The organism is Actinomadura sp. NEAU-AAG7, from assembly GCF_018603865.1.
GTDB lineage: Bacteria > Actinomycetota > Actinomycetes > Streptosporangiales > Streptosporangiaceae > Spirillospora > Spirillospora litoris.
On record NZ_JAHFZY010000001.1, the window covers coordinates 582,550 to 597,304 of the forward strand.

At 70.0% G+C, this 14,755-nt stretch carries 10 protein-coding genes; 6 read left to right on the forward strand and 4 right to left on the reverse strand.

Features of this window, described 5'->3' with window-relative positions:
• Positions 1-757: 757 nt before the first annotated feature.
• The 3 genes from KLI87_RS02670 to KLI87_RS02680 all read left to right on the forward strand — a co-directional run bounded on the left by KLI87_RS02670 (position 758) and on the right by KLI87_RS02680 (position 4,268).
• Positions 758-2,362, forward strand: coding sequence for a protein kinase family protein (locus KLI87_RS02670; RefSeq protein ID WP_214615688.1), 1,605 nt, complete (start codon positions 758-760; stop codon positions 2,360-2,362).
• Between the two features lie 512 nt (positions 2,363-2,874).
• On the forward strand, positions 2,875-3,483 hold the full coding sequence (gene sigM / locus KLI87_RS02675) for an RNA polymerase sigma factor SigM (RefSeq protein WP_242883905.1): 609 nt from the start codon (positions 2,875-2,877) through the stop codon (positions 3,481-3,483).
• On the forward strand, positions 3,480-4,268 hold the full coding sequence (locus tag KLI87_RS02680) for an anti-sigma factor (protein WP_156217106.1): 789 nt from the start codon (positions 3,480-3,482) through the stop codon (positions 4,266-4,268). The genes sigM and KLI87_RS02680 overlap by 4 nt, the downstream gene beginning before the upstream one ends.
• Before the next feature lie 274 nt (positions 4,269-4,542).
• On the opposite strand, the gene KLI87_RS02685 is transcribed toward KLI87_RS02680, so the two are convergent.
• Positions 4,543-5,115 (reverse strand): dienelactone hydrolase family protein, encoded by a 573-nt coding sequence (locus KLI87_RS02685; protein ID WP_214615690.1) that lies wholly within the window; start codon positions 5,113-5,115, stop codon positions 4,543-4,545.
• Between the two features lie 343 nt (positions 5,116-5,458).
• Here KLI87_RS02685 and trxB point away from each other — a divergent pair, with 343 nt between their 5' ends.
• Positions 5,459-6,412 carry a thioredoxin-disulfide reductase gene (gene trxB / locus KLI87_RS02690; protein WP_214615691.1) on the forward strand — a complete coding sequence of 318 codons (954 nt, stop codon included), beginning with the start codon at positions 5,459-5,461 and terminating at the stop codon, positions 6,410-6,412.
• Between the two features lie 1,830 nt (positions 6,413-8,242).
• Here trxB and KLI87_RS02695 read toward each other — a convergent pair.
• Positions 8,243-8,866: a GNAT family N-acetyltransferase gene (locus tag KLI87_RS02695; protein ID WP_214615692.1), complete on the reverse strand. Its 624-nt coding sequence runs from the start codon at positions 8,864-8,866 to the stop codon at positions 8,243-8,245.
• Positions 8,867-9,358: 492 nt separating this feature from the next.
• Here KLI87_RS02695 and KLI87_RS02700 point away from each other — a divergent pair, with 492 nt between their 5' ends.
• Together KLI87_RS02700 and KLI87_RS02705 are read left to right on the forward strand one after the other, a co-directional pair.
• Positions 9,359-10,591, forward strand: a complete 1,233-nt coding sequence (locus tag KLI87_RS02700) for a PLP-dependent aminotransferase family protein (RefSeq protein ID WP_214616590.1) — start codon at positions 9,359-9,361, stop codon at positions 10,589-10,591.
• A 70-nt stretch (positions 10,592-10,661) separates the two neighbouring features.
• Complete coding sequence (locus KLI87_RS02705) at positions 10,662-11,600, forward strand: D-alanine--D-alanine ligase (RefSeq protein WP_214615693.1); 939 nt, start codon at positions 10,662-10,664, stop codon at positions 11,598-11,600.
• Positions 11,601-12,682: 1,082 nt separating this feature from the next.
• Here KLI87_RS02705 and KLI87_RS02710 read toward each other — a convergent pair.
• Complete coding sequence (locus KLI87_RS02710) at positions 12,683-13,687, reverse strand: ParB/RepB/Spo0J family partition protein (protein ID WP_214615694.1); 1,005 nt, start codon at positions 13,685-13,687, stop codon at positions 12,683-12,685.
• The gene (locus tag KLI87_RS02715; RefSeq protein ID WP_374225408.1) at positions 13,684-14,562 is read right to left on the reverse strand and encodes a ParA family protein; all 879 of its coding nucleotides are present in this window, start codon (positions 14,560-14,562) and stop codon (positions 13,684-13,686) included. The genes KLI87_RS02710 and KLI87_RS02715 overlap by 4 nt, the downstream gene beginning before the upstream one ends.
• Positions 14,563-14,755: the final 193 nt, after the last annotated feature.

The window sequence follows — 14,755 nt, forward strand, 5'->3', positions numbered from 1 at the left end:
CCCTCAGTTGGGACCAGGGGGTACGACGTCCCCACCACCCACAACCCCGGCCTAGCGACGGCGGCCGAGCAGCGTGGACGAGCAGCGTGGACGAGCAGCGTGGACGAGCAGCGTGGACGAGCAGGGGCGAAGGCATCAGATGGCATCCAGCGCCCGGTTCAACGTGCGGTTTAGGGGGCGACGCGAGCAGCGCGACGGACTGGGAGGCCGGGACGCGCAGCCGCGCGGCAGCCGCCGGACGCCGCGACACGTGACGAGGAGGAATGACGAAGCGGGGCGACGGGACGGGCACGGCGCGGAGGGGCACGGCGCGGAGGGGGCGGCGCGGAGGGGGGGCGGGGGACGAAACTAGAGGACGAGGGGACAAGGTACGGGACGAGAGAGCTAGGCGTGGGTCGGGAGAGGCGACAGGTAGCGGGGTGGTAGGCAGGGGCAGGGTGACTGGGGGAAGTGGTGTGGCGGAGGGGTGGGGTGGTTGGTGGGGGTGGTCGGGGCGTGTTCGTTGGGGGTCGGGTGAGTCAAGTGATCGAATGTGCTGGAGGGTTGCTGGTCGGTTGCCGGGTCCGGGCTGGTTGGTAAAGCGAGGCAAAGTACACAGGACGCGCGGCGATAAGGAGGCCACTCGTGCGAGTAGCCACTACCATGTGGGGGACTACGGCTTGCGGGGCGACACCCTGGGGAACGCAAAGAGGAGGGTCGGAGGCGTAAGCTGCCACGCCACGAACATGGGATCTGACCACCTGTGCAGGACGTTGCCTTGAGCACGTCAGTCATCGAGCCCGGCACACGTCTCGCCGGCCGCTACCGGCTTGAGAAGCGCATCAACGATTCGGGCGGATCGGCGCTTTGGAAGGCCATCGACGAGATCCTTGCCCGGGCCGTCGCCGTCCGCACGTTCGATCCCGAGTTCCCCCGCGTCGGCGAGGTCGTCACCTCGGCGCGCGCCGCCAGCCGCCTCACCGATCCGCGTCTGACCCAGGTGTTCGACGCCGACGACAGTGGTGAGAGCGCCTATGTCGTGAGCGAGTGGGTCGTCGGCGAGACGCTTGAGCAGATGCTCGGCAAGGCGCCGCTGGAGCCGGGACGCGCCGCGACGCTGCTGTACGAGGCGGCCGAGGCCCTCGCCGCCGCGCACGCCGCCGGGCTGGCCCATCTGTGCCTCACCCCCCGTGACCTGGTCTGGACGACCGGCGGCACGGTCAAGATCCTCGGCATCGCCACCGACGCCGTTCTCGGTGACCGCTACGCCGACGACCCCGCGGCGGAGGACGTCCGCGGGCTCGGCCGCATGCTGTACGCGGCGCTCACCGCCCACTGGCCGGGCGACGAGGGGTCCGACCTGCCGCCCGCCCCGGCGATCGGCGGCGTGCCGCAGGCTCCCCGGCAGGTTCAGGCCGGGATCTCGCACGCGGTCGACGCGATCGTCTGCCGTTGCCTCGGCCTGGGTGAGGCCGAGGCGCTCGCCACACCCGCCGACCTGGCCAAGGCGTTGCGCGGGGTCCCGCGCACGCCGCTGCCGCTGTTCGCGGGCCTCGGCAACTCCCCGCCGCCGGCGCCGCGCCCCGCCCCGGTGGCCCCGCCGGCGCACAAGCATGCGCCGCCGCCTCCACCGGCCGCCCCGGTACCCGCGCGCCAGCGCCAGCACGCCGCCACCCGGCCGGCCGCGCAGATCCCGGAACCGCGTGCCCGGGCCGACCACGGCAACACCATCCCGCCCGCGCCCACCGCCCCGGCCGACGCCACGACGGGGATGCCGCGCCGTCCCGCCAACCGGGCCCTGCTCGGCGTCGCCGCCGCCGCGCTGACGGTCATCGTCGGTCTCGGTGCCTGGGCGCTCACCGACAAGAGCTCGGGCAACAAGCCCAAGACCGGCGGCGTCACGGACCAGACCAAGACCTCCGCGCCCCCCAAGCCAACCGTGAGCAAGCTGACCGTCCAGAACGCGGACGGTTTCGAGAAGCCGATCGGCGGCCACCACGACCAGGCCTTCCAGCGGGACACCGGACTGGTCATCGACGGAAAGCCGAGCACGCTCTGGCAGACCCAGAGTTACGCCGACACCGATTTCGGCAACTACTCCAAGGGCATCGGCGTCATGCTCAACATGGGCCGACCGGTCAAGGTGTCCGCCGTCAAGGTGTACACGCCCGAGGCCGGCGGCGCCCTGCAGGTCAAGATCGGCAATTCCCCGTCCGGTGCGGACATGCGGCCCGTCGACCGCCAGCCGGGCACCGGCGGCGAACTCACCTACTCGGTGAATCCGCAGGTCTCCGGGCAGTACATCCTCGTGTGGTTCACCAAGCTTCCCTCCTCACTCAAGGGCAAGATCGGCGAAGTCGCCGTCTACGGCACGGCACGCTGACCGCCTCCGGCCCCTGTTGGCCCGGCTCTCTCACCGACTCGGCATTCCTCCACTACCTCCGCCCCTACCTCCTCACTTCTGATCATTCACCCTCGCCACGAGTTGCTCTCGCTCACGTTTCCCATGGCCTCCTCGAAGTCGGAAGGATGGATCTCGGGTCCGCGGGGTGCCCATGCCCGCCCCGAACCCGCTACGTTCATGGTCGAATATCTGCGTCGGCACGGAAAGTGGAACGTCGTTCTGTGGATAAGCCGGGGCGGGGGACGTCATCCGGTGGATCAGGGCATTCGTGGAGCAGGGCATTCGCGGGTCGGGCGAGGGAACGGACGGGGGTCGCGGGCTGTGACGTGGGGTGGCGCTTGTCGGTATCGTGCCTGTAAACGGAACGTCCTCTCCCCCCAGGAATCTGTGGTGTCTTCCCCAGCAGGCGCGGCCGGTCGCGGAAGCCCGGCAACGACCGGGCAGCCCGGGCGTCCAGGACGAGAAAGCGGTCGCTCATGGCGTCGGTGAGCATGCGTCGCGTGGACGAGATGCCTGACAAGGAGCTCCTGGCCAGGCACGCCGAGGGGGACCCGCACGCGTTCGCCGAGCTGGTGCACCGGCACCGCGACCGCATGTGGGCGGTCGCGCTGCGGACGCTCGGCGACCCGGAGGAGGCCGCGGACGCGCTGCAGGACGCATGCCTTTCGGCGTTCCGCGCCGCCGCGCGCTTCCGCGGCGACGCGGCCGTCACCACATGGCTGCACCGGATCGTCGTCAACGCGTGCCTCGACCGGATCCGGCGGAAGTCCGTCCGGCCCGCGACGCCCATGGGCGACGACGCGACCTTCGACGCCATCGCGCCGAAGATGCCCGACCCGACGGACGCGCACGGCGTGTCCCTCGACGTCCACAAGGCCCTGCTGCACCTGCCGTACGAGCAGCGCGCGGCGCTCGTCCTCGTGGACATGATGGGGTATTCGGTCGACGACGCGGCGAAGGTCCTGGAGGTGCCGCCCGGGACGATCAAGAGCCGGTGCGCGCGCGGACGGGCGAGGCTCGCCCCACTTCTCGTCCACCATCGGAACCGACGGGAGCCCAGGAACGTCGGAGGTGTGGAAGGAGGTGGCATGCCCAAATGAACCCCGCGCACCTTGACTACGACGTCCTGGCCGACCTGGCTGAAGGACTACTCGAAGACGACCAGGCCGCCTCCGTCAACGCGCACCTCGACACCTGCGCCGAATGCCGGGAGCTTTCCGCCGACCTTGCGGACGTCTCCCGGATCCTGGCGGAGGCACCCGTCCCGTCCATGCCCGCGGAGCTGGCCGAACGCATCGACTCCGCCATCGCGGCGGAGTCGCTGAACAACGCCACCGTCGTGAGCATGGAGCAGCGGCGCGGAAGGCGGCATTGGCGGATACTGTCGGCGGCGGCCGCTACGGTGGTCGTGCTCGGCGGCGGAGCGGTGGTCAGCAAGATCGCCTTGGACGGGTCGAGCGGCGACGATCATCGGAGTGTCGCGCGGAGCCCTGTCCAGGACGCCACCAGGCCGCAGGGGTCCGCGCCCGGCGCGGCTCGGCAGTCGCCCTCTGGCCAGACCATGCTGAACGCCCCGTCCTATGTCGTCGCGCGTAGCGGCACCGACTACACCACCGGTGACCTGGGCCGCCAGGTCGACCGCCTGGTGGGCAAGCAGGAGCGGACGAAGCAGTACGGCGACCCGCCCGACCAGCGGCTCGTGGGCTGCGTCAACGGCGTCACCAGCGGAAAGGCACCGGCGCTCGTGGACCGGGCCACCTTCGAGGGCAAGCAGGCCACGGTGATCGCGATCCGCGGCGACAAGCCGGGCAACTGGAACATCTGGGTCGTGGGACCCGACTGCACCGCCCAGAATCCGCACATTCTCAAGCACGAGCCGGCCTGATCTCCGTTCTGAGGCCGGCGGCTTCGCCCCCTTGCCCGGGGGCTCTTGTTTCCTTTGTACGACCGCGAGGTCGGCTTGGCCGTGGACGGCATGCGCACGCGTGTCGTCCACGGCCTTGGCGGTGGGATCAGCGGATCCGGAGGCGGTCCTCCGGGACGTCCGTCACAGATCTTGAAGCTGACCGTCCTGGCTCGTTTTCAGTGGGTATCGCCATCGCGGCCGGCGGGGTGCCGAGCGCGCCGCCATCGACGGCCGACCTTGGCGAACCTGCTGTTCAGAGGGGCGCCAGGAAGTCGAGGGCGGCCGCCCAAGCGGCCTCGGCCGACTCGGCGTCGTAATCCGGCAGGTCGGGGTCAGTGAACATGTGCCCGGCGCCGCGATAACGGAAGACCTCCACGTCCGCACCCGCCTTGGTCATCCGCAGGTACCAGGCGTTGACCCAGTCGACGGGCTCGTAGGTGTCCGGGTCGGCGACGTGGAACTGCACCGGAATGTCGGTGGACGCGTCGTCCGCCAGGTCGGACGTGCCGTGCATCAGCAGCAGTCCGCGTGCCTTGTCGTCCGCGAGCGCCAGGTTCTGCGCGAGCGCGGCGCCGAGCGAGAACCCCGCGTACACCACACCGCCCTCAACGGTCAGCGGCGCCGCCGCGGCGACCGCGCGGCGCAGCAGCTCGTCCCGGCCGATCTCCTCCTTGATCGCGATGCCCTCCTCGGCGGTGTCCACGGTCCGTCCGTCATAGATATCCGGGACGTGGACCTCGTGCCCGGCGTCGCGCAGCCGGTCCGCCGCCTGGTGGACGGCGGGGCGGAGTCCGTACATCGAGTGGATAAGCAAGATACGAGCCATGCGCACCAGCCTATGGGCAGATCATCGGCTCCGTTGGCCGCCGAAACGGGTGTCGGACGACCCGCGCCGACATCTCTTTTCGTCGGAGGCGTGACATGCCGTAGGTGACGGTCAGGGACGGTGCCGCGCGGACGGGGCGGGTCGAAGGGGGACGGGTTATCCACAGGGCTCGGCAGTTCGGGTGAAGGGAATCCTTGGGGCCTAGGATCGGTTGTGGCGACTGGCAGGCCTGGTCGTGCCGGACGGGCACCATCGGCGGACGATGGGAGCGCGGGAGGCGGACGCCGTGGCGGCCAACGAGAGATCGTCCGGCACCAGGGCCAACGAGGAGAGGCACAGAACTGTGAGCGACGTCCGTAACGTCATCGTCATCGGCTCGGGCCCCGCGGGCTACACCGCCGCGATCTACGCGGCCCGCGGTGATCTGAAGCCGCTGGTGTTCGAGGGGTCTGTGACCGCCGGTGGGGCGCTGATGAACACCACCGACGTGGAGAACTTTCCCGGGTTCCCCGATGGCGTCATGGGCCCCGACCTGATGGACAACCTGCGCAAGCAGGCCGAGCGGTTCGGTGCCGAGCTGATCACCGACGACGTCACCGAGGTCGACCTGACCGCCGATCCGAAGGTCGTCAAGGTCGGCGACGAGACCTACCTCGCGCGGGCCGTGATCGTCGCCACCGGCTCCGGCTACCGCGAGCTGGGGCTGGAGAACGAGAAGCGCCTGTCCGGACGGGGCGTCTCGTGGTGCGCGACCTGTGACGGATTCTTCTTCCGCGAGCAGGACATCGCCGTCGTCGGCGGCGGCGACACCGCGATGGAAGAGGCGATCTTCCTCACCAAGTTCGCCCGCTCGGTCACGGTGATCCACCGCCGGAACGAGCTGCGCGCGTCCAAGATCATGCAGGAGCGCGCGTTCGCCAACGAGAAGATCAAGTTCCTGTGGGACAGCGAGGTCGTGGAGATCCACGGCGACGATCGCATCACCGGCGTCCAGACGCGCGACGTCCGGACGGGTGAGCAGAGCCGCCTGGAGGTCACCGGGCTGTTCATCGCGATCGGCCACGACCCGCGCAGCGAGCTGTTCGCCGGCCAGCTTGAGACCGACACCGACGGCTACCTGCTCGTGGACGCGCCTACGACGAAGACGAAGATCCCCGGCGTGTTCGCCTGCGGCGACGTGGTCGACCACGTCTACCGCCAGGCGATCACCGCCGCCGGCAGCGGCTGCGCGGCCGCGATCGACGCCGAGCACTGGCTCCAGGACCAGGACGCCGCCGAGGCCGTCCCCCAGCCCTGACCCGTCCCGACATCTCGGACGCGCGTCGCCCCGACATGGAGGCGCGCCACGACGGCCGCACGCCCGACGGACAGCGACGCGAGGCCGCCGTGGACGTCCGGACGTCCCCGTCGCGACGGCCGACGTCGCGTCCAGATCTCGGCACAACACGCCGGACGCCGGACGCCAACGATGGCTCGACCGTGTCGTCCTCCCACCAGACGACGACACGGTCGGCCGGTCGTTCCCGACATCGCCCTAAAGCTCCGCCCCAACGCGTCCTCAGCGACGTCGCCGACACCGGCGCGACGCTGCGCGAGCTGCGGCGGGTGGCCAAGCCGGGCGGGCGGCTGCTGAGGGCGCATGGGGGGCCACCGAACGCACGATCGTCGAGTTCCCCGCCGAACGGCCGCCGGTCAAGAGCCCCCGACCGAGCGGCGAATCGGGGAGGCTCGACCTCGACGCTCCGGCGGCGACATCGCGGCAGCCACGGTCCTCCACCAACCCGACATTCACACGACCCAGGCGATAGCACCGCCGACGTGTGGTCTGCCCGGCGCTACGACGACACGCCTCGACCGACTGGACGACACGGCAGGGCAAGCACGACGACAGCCGAGCCCGCGCGTCACGACCGGACAGCCAGGCGACGACGCAGACGCTGTGTCGCAGGACGTCGTCCGCTGTGTAACTGCACACAGGCGACAGCGCCTCCAGACCAAGCGTCGCGGCGAGAAACGCGGTTCGTCAGCCGGACCGGAGTAGCAAGACCTGAGTCCGGGGGCGACACGAGCCGGATTCGTGCGGATCGGGCGGGCGACGCGCAGGTCGTCAACACTGTGACCGCTACGAGGGCTGGTAGGACAGCGACTACGTCGCCCCATTGCCGCCTCGCGGACTTCCGCGACCACCTACACGCCTGTCGCGGCATCCGCCCAGCCGCCACGACACCTCAGCGACGGTCGCCCAGAATGCGCCGTCGCAGACCAGGCCGTCGTGCGAACGATCAGCCGTCGCGCCTTGGGCAGAAGAGGGCGCTCCGACGTCGCGGTCGCCCAGACAGCGTCGCCGCACCGGGGGAGCGGCCTATCCAAGCGTCGTCCCGACAAGGTGCCGCTCGGCGTCGCACGACGCACCATCGCCAGCCAACGACGCGCACAGCGCGCCGGCTCCTCCGCCCCTCAGCACCTACACACGTGCCTGCGACACCCAACACCTCAAGGCGGCCCCCCAAGGCCACTTGCCTGAGCCACCCCGTCCGAGCCACCCCACCCAAGCCACCGTCCAAGCAGCCCCGTCCAAGCAGCCCCGTCCGAGCAGCCCCGTCCAAGCTCCCCGGTCCAGCGGCCCGGTCCGAGCTGTCCCACCCGAGCCGTCCGGTCCGAGCCGTCCGGTCCGAGCCGTCCCACCCGAGCCATCCCACCCGAGCCATCCCACCCAAGCCATCCCACCCAAGCCATCCCGTCCGAGCTGCCCCGGCCGTCCCGTCCGGTTTGAGCTGCCCCCGATATCTGACGGACATCTGACCCGCGCCTCTGCTCACCCCTGGCCGAGACACCTCACCCAGGCACCCAGCGATGCACCCCGTCGGGGCAAACCGGTCGCGGCATGCCGTCGGGTGCGTCCGCCCTCTTGGCAGCCGCCGGGCGTATCGGAGCCGGGTTGCCGCCCGGCGTTCGCCGAACAGGACCAGCCTCCGAGGCCCGGCTGCTGCCGCACAATTGCCCTTGTTGCGCCAGCGTGCCCTCGGCTGCCGAAGTTGGCCGGGCGCTGCGGCAGCCGCAAGGAAGCTCATCAGCGCCGTTGTCCAGGCTCCGAGCCGCTCCGCTGAACAAAACGGCTCAGACCGCCTCAGACGGGTCGGAGTGCGCCTTCCGGACTCATGGAGCCGAGGAGACGTTCCAGGGCCACCTCGACGTCCTCACGCCAGGACAGGGCGGACTTGAGCTCCAACCGCAGCCGCGGGTAGCGGTGATGCGGACGGATGGTCTTGAACCCGACCGAGAGGAGATAGTCGGCGGGCACCATGCAGCCGCCGCCCTCCTCGGCGCCCTTGAGGTCGCCGAACGCCTCGATGGCCTTGACGGCGCGCCGGGTGAGGTCCTTCGCGACGCCCTGGACGAGCATCCGGCCGAGCCCGCCGCCCGAGAACTCGGGCAGGATGTGCGCGGTCATCAGCAGCACCGCGTCCGCGCTCACGGGACTTGTCGGGAACGCCACCGATCTTGGGACATACAGCGGCGGTGCGTAGAGCACGAACCCCGCCGGAACGTTGTCGACGTAGACGAGCTTGCCGCAACTGCCCCACTCCAGCAGCGTGGAGGAGATCCACGCCTCCTTCTCAAGGCCGGAGTCGCCGCTCTCCAGCGCACGGTCGCGGCTGACGGGATCGAGCTCCCAGAAGACACAACCGCGACAGCGATGCGGTAGATCGTCCAGGTTGTCCAGCGTGATGTTGACGAGTCGACGCGACACCGGGTCGGCACCCCCCTGTTGCGAGCCTCGCCCGCCGGCCGAGGCCCCGAGGTGCCGCGCGAACGCGGTCCATCGGTGGGCCTCTCAGGCGGAACGCCACTCCGCGGAAATCCCCGGCAACCCTCCGGGACCCTCCGGCATCGTATCGGACGAGGAACTCTCCGACTTCGCGCGGCACGCCCCCACCGAGGCACCGTTCAGAAAGGCCGGAAAAAGCTAGCAACTACCCCAAACAGTCGACGAGCAGCACGACCGAGCCCTCCCGGATAGCGGCCCGCCGCAGGACGCAGGCGGGCACCGAAAGACCACCGGGACCCCTCGTCCAGCGAGAACACGAGCATCCGAACGGATCTCCAGGTACGGGGTTCGCCGGAAGCTCCCAAGGCCGATGCCGTAGTTTGCAGGGAAGTCAGCCCACCTCGGAGGTGCCTCGTGGAACAGCACTCGCGGACAGATGCCTACACCGATCGCTACGCCGCCCGTGCCGCCGGCATGGTCCCGTCGGAGATCCGGGCTCTGTTCGCGATGGTCGCCCGCCCGGAGGTCGTCTCCCTCGCGGGTGGCGCGCCCTTCGTCTCGGCGCTCCCCCTCGACGCGGTCGGCGCGATGATCGGCGACCTCGTCGCGGGCAAGGGCGCGGAGGTGCTGCAGTACGGCTCGGCGCAGGGTGACGAGACGCTGCGCGAGCACATCTGCGAGGTGATGGCCCTCGAAGGTGTCCAGGCGTCCGCGGACGACGTGGTCGTGACGGTCGGCGCGCAGCAGGCCCTCGACCTCATCACGAAGATCTTCATTGATCCGGGCGATGTGATCCTCGCCGAGGCGCCGTCCTATGTCGGTGCGCTCGGCACATTCGCCGCGTATCAGGCGGACGTCGTCCATGTCCCCCTGGACGAGGGCGGCCTCATCCCGTCCGCGCTCCGCGAGACCCTCGACCGCCTTCGCAGGGAAGGCCGTCGGGTCAAGTTCCTCTACACCGTCCCGACGTTCCAGAATCCGGCCGGCGTCACCCTCACCCCGGCCCGTCGCGCCCAGATCCTTGAGATCTGCGCCGAGTACGACGTACTGATCGTCGAGGACAACCCGTACGGCCTCCTCGGGTTCGACGGCGAACCCATGCGCGCCCTCCGCGCGGACGAGGCCGAGCGCGTCATCTACCTCGGATCCTTCTCCAAGACAATCGCCTCCGGCCTCCGCGTCGGCTGGGTGCTGGCGCCGCACGCCGTCCGCGCGAAGCTGGTCCTGGCCGCCGAGTCCGCGATCCTGTGCCCGTCGAACTTCTCGCAGCTCGCCGTCCGCGAGTACCTCGCAACCCAGCCATGGCGTGAGCAGATCAAGGACTTCCGGGAGCTCTACCGGGCGCGACGCGACGCGATGCTGGAGTCCCTCGACCAGCTCATGCCGGACGGCTGCTCCTGGACGCGTCCCGCCGGTGGCTTCTTCGTCTGGCTGACGCTCCCCGACGGGCTTGACTCCAAGGCGATGGCGCCACGCGCGATCGCCGACCGCGTCGCCTACGTCCCCGGCACCGGCTTCTATGCCGACGGTGGCGGGCACCGCCACATGCGGCTGTCCTACTGCTTCCCCGAGCCTCACCGCATCCGCGAGGGAGTCCGGCGTCTGGCGGCGGTGGTGGAACAGGAGATCAAGCTGCGGGACACTTTCGGTGGGGCGGCTCGTTGCGGCTCCACCGGTGTTCACACCCCGGGGCCGGACGTCGTCTGAACCCTATGTTTCACGTGAAACGCGTCGGGGATGCCCCGGCGCGTTTTCATTCGTCTGAAGGGCAACTGCATTGGAACTCGGGCATGTCGTCGTACTCGCCGGGGGACTGTCCTATGAGCGCGAGGTCTCGCTTCGCTCCGGACGACGCGTCGCGGAGGCCCTGCGCACCCTCGACATCCCCGTCGAGCTTCGCGACGCCGACGCCACCCTCCTCGACTCGCTGACCGACGATCCGCCGGACGCGGTCTTCCCAGTACTGCACGGCGCCGCGGGGGAGGACGGCTCGATCCGCGACGTCCTCGAACTCCTCGACATCCGCTACGTCGGCGCCCGCCCCGATGCGTGCCGGGTCGCCTGGGACAAGCCGACCGCCAAGTCCGTCGTCCGCCGCGCGGGACTACGGACCCCCGAGTCGGTCGCGCTGCCCAAGGAGGTCTTTCACGATCTCGGCGCCGCGTCCGTCCTGGACCAGATCGTCCGCAGCCTCGGGCTTCCGCTCTTCGTCAAGCCCACCCGTGGCGGTTCGGCGCTCGGCGCGTCCATCGTCAGCGAGGCCTCGGACCTCTCGGCCGCCATGGTCGGCTGCTTTGCCTACGGCGACGCCGCACTTGTGGAGCGCTGCGTCTCCGGCACCGAGGTCTCGGTCAGCGTCATCGAACGCCACGGCCGGCCGACCGCGCTCCCCGCCGTCGAGATCGTCGCACCCGGCGGCAAGTACGACTACACCGCCCGCTACGACGCCGGCGACACCGAGTTCGTCACCCCCGCGCGCCTCGCCCCCGAGGCCGCCGAACGCGCGACCGCCGCCGCCGTGACCGCCCATCGCGCGCTCGGCCTACGCGACCTCTCCCGGACGGACCTCATCGTCGACGAGGACGGCGAGGTCCACTTCCTCGAAGTCAACGTCGCCCCCGGCATGACGGAGACGAGCCTCCTCCCCCGCGCCGTCAGTGTCGCCGGCCTCGACCTCGGCGAGGTCTGCCGAGACCTGATCCTCGCCCGCTTCTAAGCAGCCCGCCGTCTAGCCCCCGATGTTTCTCGTGAAACATCGGGGCTTCGCGTCTGCTGAACGCCGCCGCATCGTGTGACGCGTAGCGGTGCCCGAACGCCAACCTCGGTGTTGGGACGCGCCGGATGCACGCGGGGGAGGCGGTTAGGGCGCCGATGCACGTCGGCATGCGACCTCCGAGTCGTAGACGATCGCCCGGCTGAAGATGCCCGCGCGGACTCCTGCCCCACCGCTACGGGTCAGCGGACCTGAACACGCATCGAAGCTCCCCTCGTCTGCGTCCGGCTGCTCGCCCATCGAAAGCCACTACGCGCCACGCATACGCAGGCAGCCCCTCAGCCGCGTCGCGCATGTCGGCCACTTGATGTCGGATGCGATCGCGCCCCCTTGGCGCCCCCGCCACCGCCCACAGGCGCCATCCACCAGAGTGCTTCTATCCAGACCTGCGTCCGGCATCCCTCTGTAGGCAGCCTGGCTCGCCTTGCGCTCGTTCGACCCCACCGATGCCATCACCCATGGACGGTGTGAGCCGTCCCACGGAAGGCTTAGCCACCCTGCTCACCAAAGTCGGTCATCAGTCGGACGGCGTGCATCAGCTAGGAGCACGCAGCCGTAGACGCTCCCGGTCCACGCGGGCCCGGTGGCAACGCGGGCACGCGTGTTCGCCTACAGGCCACCGCCGAAGTCCGGTTTGCCTACCAGGACACCGCCGAAGCCCATGGCTGACGCTGGGCGCGCCAGCTCCGCTCGATCACCGATATGCCCACGTATGCTCCGCCGGAGCAGCCTGCCGTCCTTAGCGGTGGTTCGTTCGCGACTTCACCTGCGCCGCCTCAGCTCGTTGACACGCGTCGCCCGTCGATGGCCGCCGCCACCAACCACGCATCGAGAAGCGCCGTCCTACGTCACAGCCGAACCGGCCTCGTTTACCGGTTCGCCCCGAGGCCCATCGTCCAAGCGCCCGGCAGCAGGGCCGCCGATCACCCCGCCCCGTCGGACGGCCATCGCGATCGGAGCACCAAAGGAAGAGCGTCCCAAGGCGCAGCCGCCCCGGGACGCTCATGTAGCGCTGCCGCGCCGTGTCACGCCGATCCGTTCAGTCCCTCGCCATCGGGCTCGTCGTCCGGCGCCATCGACTTGATGATGCGGTCCAGGTCCTCCAGCGTGGCGAACTCGACCACGATCTTTCCCTTATTGCGGCCCATATCCACCCGGACGCGCGTGTCGTAGCGGTCGGAGAGCCGGTCGGCGAGTTCCTTCAGGGCCGGTGCGACGGGCTGCCTGCGGCGCCCCTGCCGCGGAGCCTTCGGCTCCTCGTCCACCTCGCGCAGCGCGATGAGCTCTTCCAGCGCCCGGACGGACAGCCCCTCCTGGACGATCCGCTGCGCCAGGTGCTCCTGCGCCTCGACGCTGTCGAGGGACAGCAGCGCACGGGCGTGCCCCGCGGACAGGACGCCGGCCGCGACGCGGCGCTGCACGGCCGGCGGCAGGTTCAGCAGCCGCAGCGTGTTCGTGATGTGCGGGCGGGAGCGCCCGATCCGGCTGGCGAGCTGCTCGTGCGTGGCGCCGAAGTCCTGGAGCAGTTGCTGGTAGGCGGCCGCCTCTTCCAGCGGGTTGAGCTGCTGCCGGTGAAGGTTCTCCATGAGCGCGTCACGGAGCAGGTCGTTGTCGCCCGTGTCGCGGACGATCGCCGGGATGACGTCCAACCCGGCCATCTCGGACGCGCGCAACCGGCGCTCGCCCATGATCAGCTCGTAGTCGTACTTTTCCAGGTCCGCCCTGCGGACCACGATCGGCTGGAGCAGTCCGACGATGCCGATCGACTCGGCGAGCTCCTCCAGCGCCTGCTCGTCGAAGTGCTCGCGAGGCTGCCGCGGGTTGACCGTGATCGACCGGAGGGGCAGCTCGGCGAAATGGGCTCCGGCGACCGTCTTCATCTCCGGACCGGCGTCCGAACCCGTGCTGTGCGGACCGCCGGGCAGGCCCGGTTCGCCCGCACCGCCCAGTTCTTCCGCCACCGGGGGAGGCGGGGCGGGGGGGATGAGTGCCCCGAGGCCCTTGCCCAGACCGCGTCGCTGCTGGCTCACTTGGTCGCCCCTTGGTGCGCCATCTCCGACGCGGCCTCACTGTAGGCGAGCGCGCCGCTCGACCCGGGATCGTAGGTCATGACCGACTGCCCGTAGCTCGGCGCCTCGGAGACCCGAACGCTGCGGGGGATCACGGTGTTGAGGACGACGTCACCGAAGTGGTTCCGGACGTCCTCCGCGACCTGGGCGGCGAGGCGCGTCCGGGCGTCGTACATCGTGAGCAGGATCGTCGAGACGCTCAGCCTCGGGTTCAGGTGCGCCTTGACGAGATCGACGGTGCGGACCAACTGGCCGAGGCCCTCCAGCGCGTAGTACTCGCACTGGATCGGGATGAGCAGTTCGTCGCCACCGACGAGCGCGTTGACCGTGAGCAGGCCGAGCGACGGGGGACAGTCGATCAGCACATAGTGGAACTTCTCGGTCTCGTACGCCTCCAGCGCGCGGCGCAGCCGGGACTCGCGGGCGACCTTGGAGACGAGTTCGATCTCCGCGCCGGCGAGGTTGAGCGTCGCCGGAGCGCAGAAGAGGTTGGGGATCTCGGGTGCCGGGACGACGATGTCGGCCAGCGCCGCGTCCTCGATCAGCACGTCATAGATGGACGGGATCTCGGCATGGTGCTCGACCCCGAGGGCGGTGGAGGCGTTCCCCTGCGGGTCGAGGTCGACCACGAGCACCTGGGCGCCGTGCATCGCGAGGGACGCGGCGAGATTCACCGAGCTGGTGGTCTTGCCCACCCCGCCCTTCTGGTTGGCGATCGTGATGATCCGGCAGTGATCCGGCCGGGGCCACTCCTTCTCCCTGCGGCCCGAAATCATCTTGAGCGTGCCAGCCGGTGTTTCACGTGAAACCTTGGCGTCCTTGAGCGCCTCGCGCACGAGTTCTGACTCCCCCTGAGATGGCCCCTTGCGCGGACCCGACGGCGGCTGAGCGCCGGCATGTGTCGGTACATAACCGACGTTCTCCGCGGTCCCGGACGTCGTATTGCCCCACATTGCGTGCCCGGACGGAGCAGTGCCCGCCCCCGGCTCCCCCGGCGTCCCGGGACTGCCGTTCTCCTGGACGATCTGC

Excerpts from the sequence above, each read along its gene's own strand:
- sigM (WP_242883905.1), top strand. The coding sequence starts at position 2,875 with ATGCGTCGCGTGGACGAGATGCCTGACAAGGAGCTCCTGGCCAGGCAC.
- KLI87_RS02700 (WP_214616590.1), top strand. The coding sequence starts at position 9,359 with ATGGTCCCGTCGGAGATCCGGGCTCTGTTCGCGATGGTCGCCCGCCCG.
- KLI87_RS02680 (WP_156217106.1), top strand. The coding sequence starts at position 3,480 with ATGAACCCCGCGCACCTTGACTACGACGTCCTGGCCGACCTGGCTGAA.
- KLI87_RS02685 (WP_214615690.1), bottom strand. The coding sequence starts at position 5,115 with ATGGCTCGTATCTTGCTTATCCACTCGATGTACGGACTCCGCCCCGCC.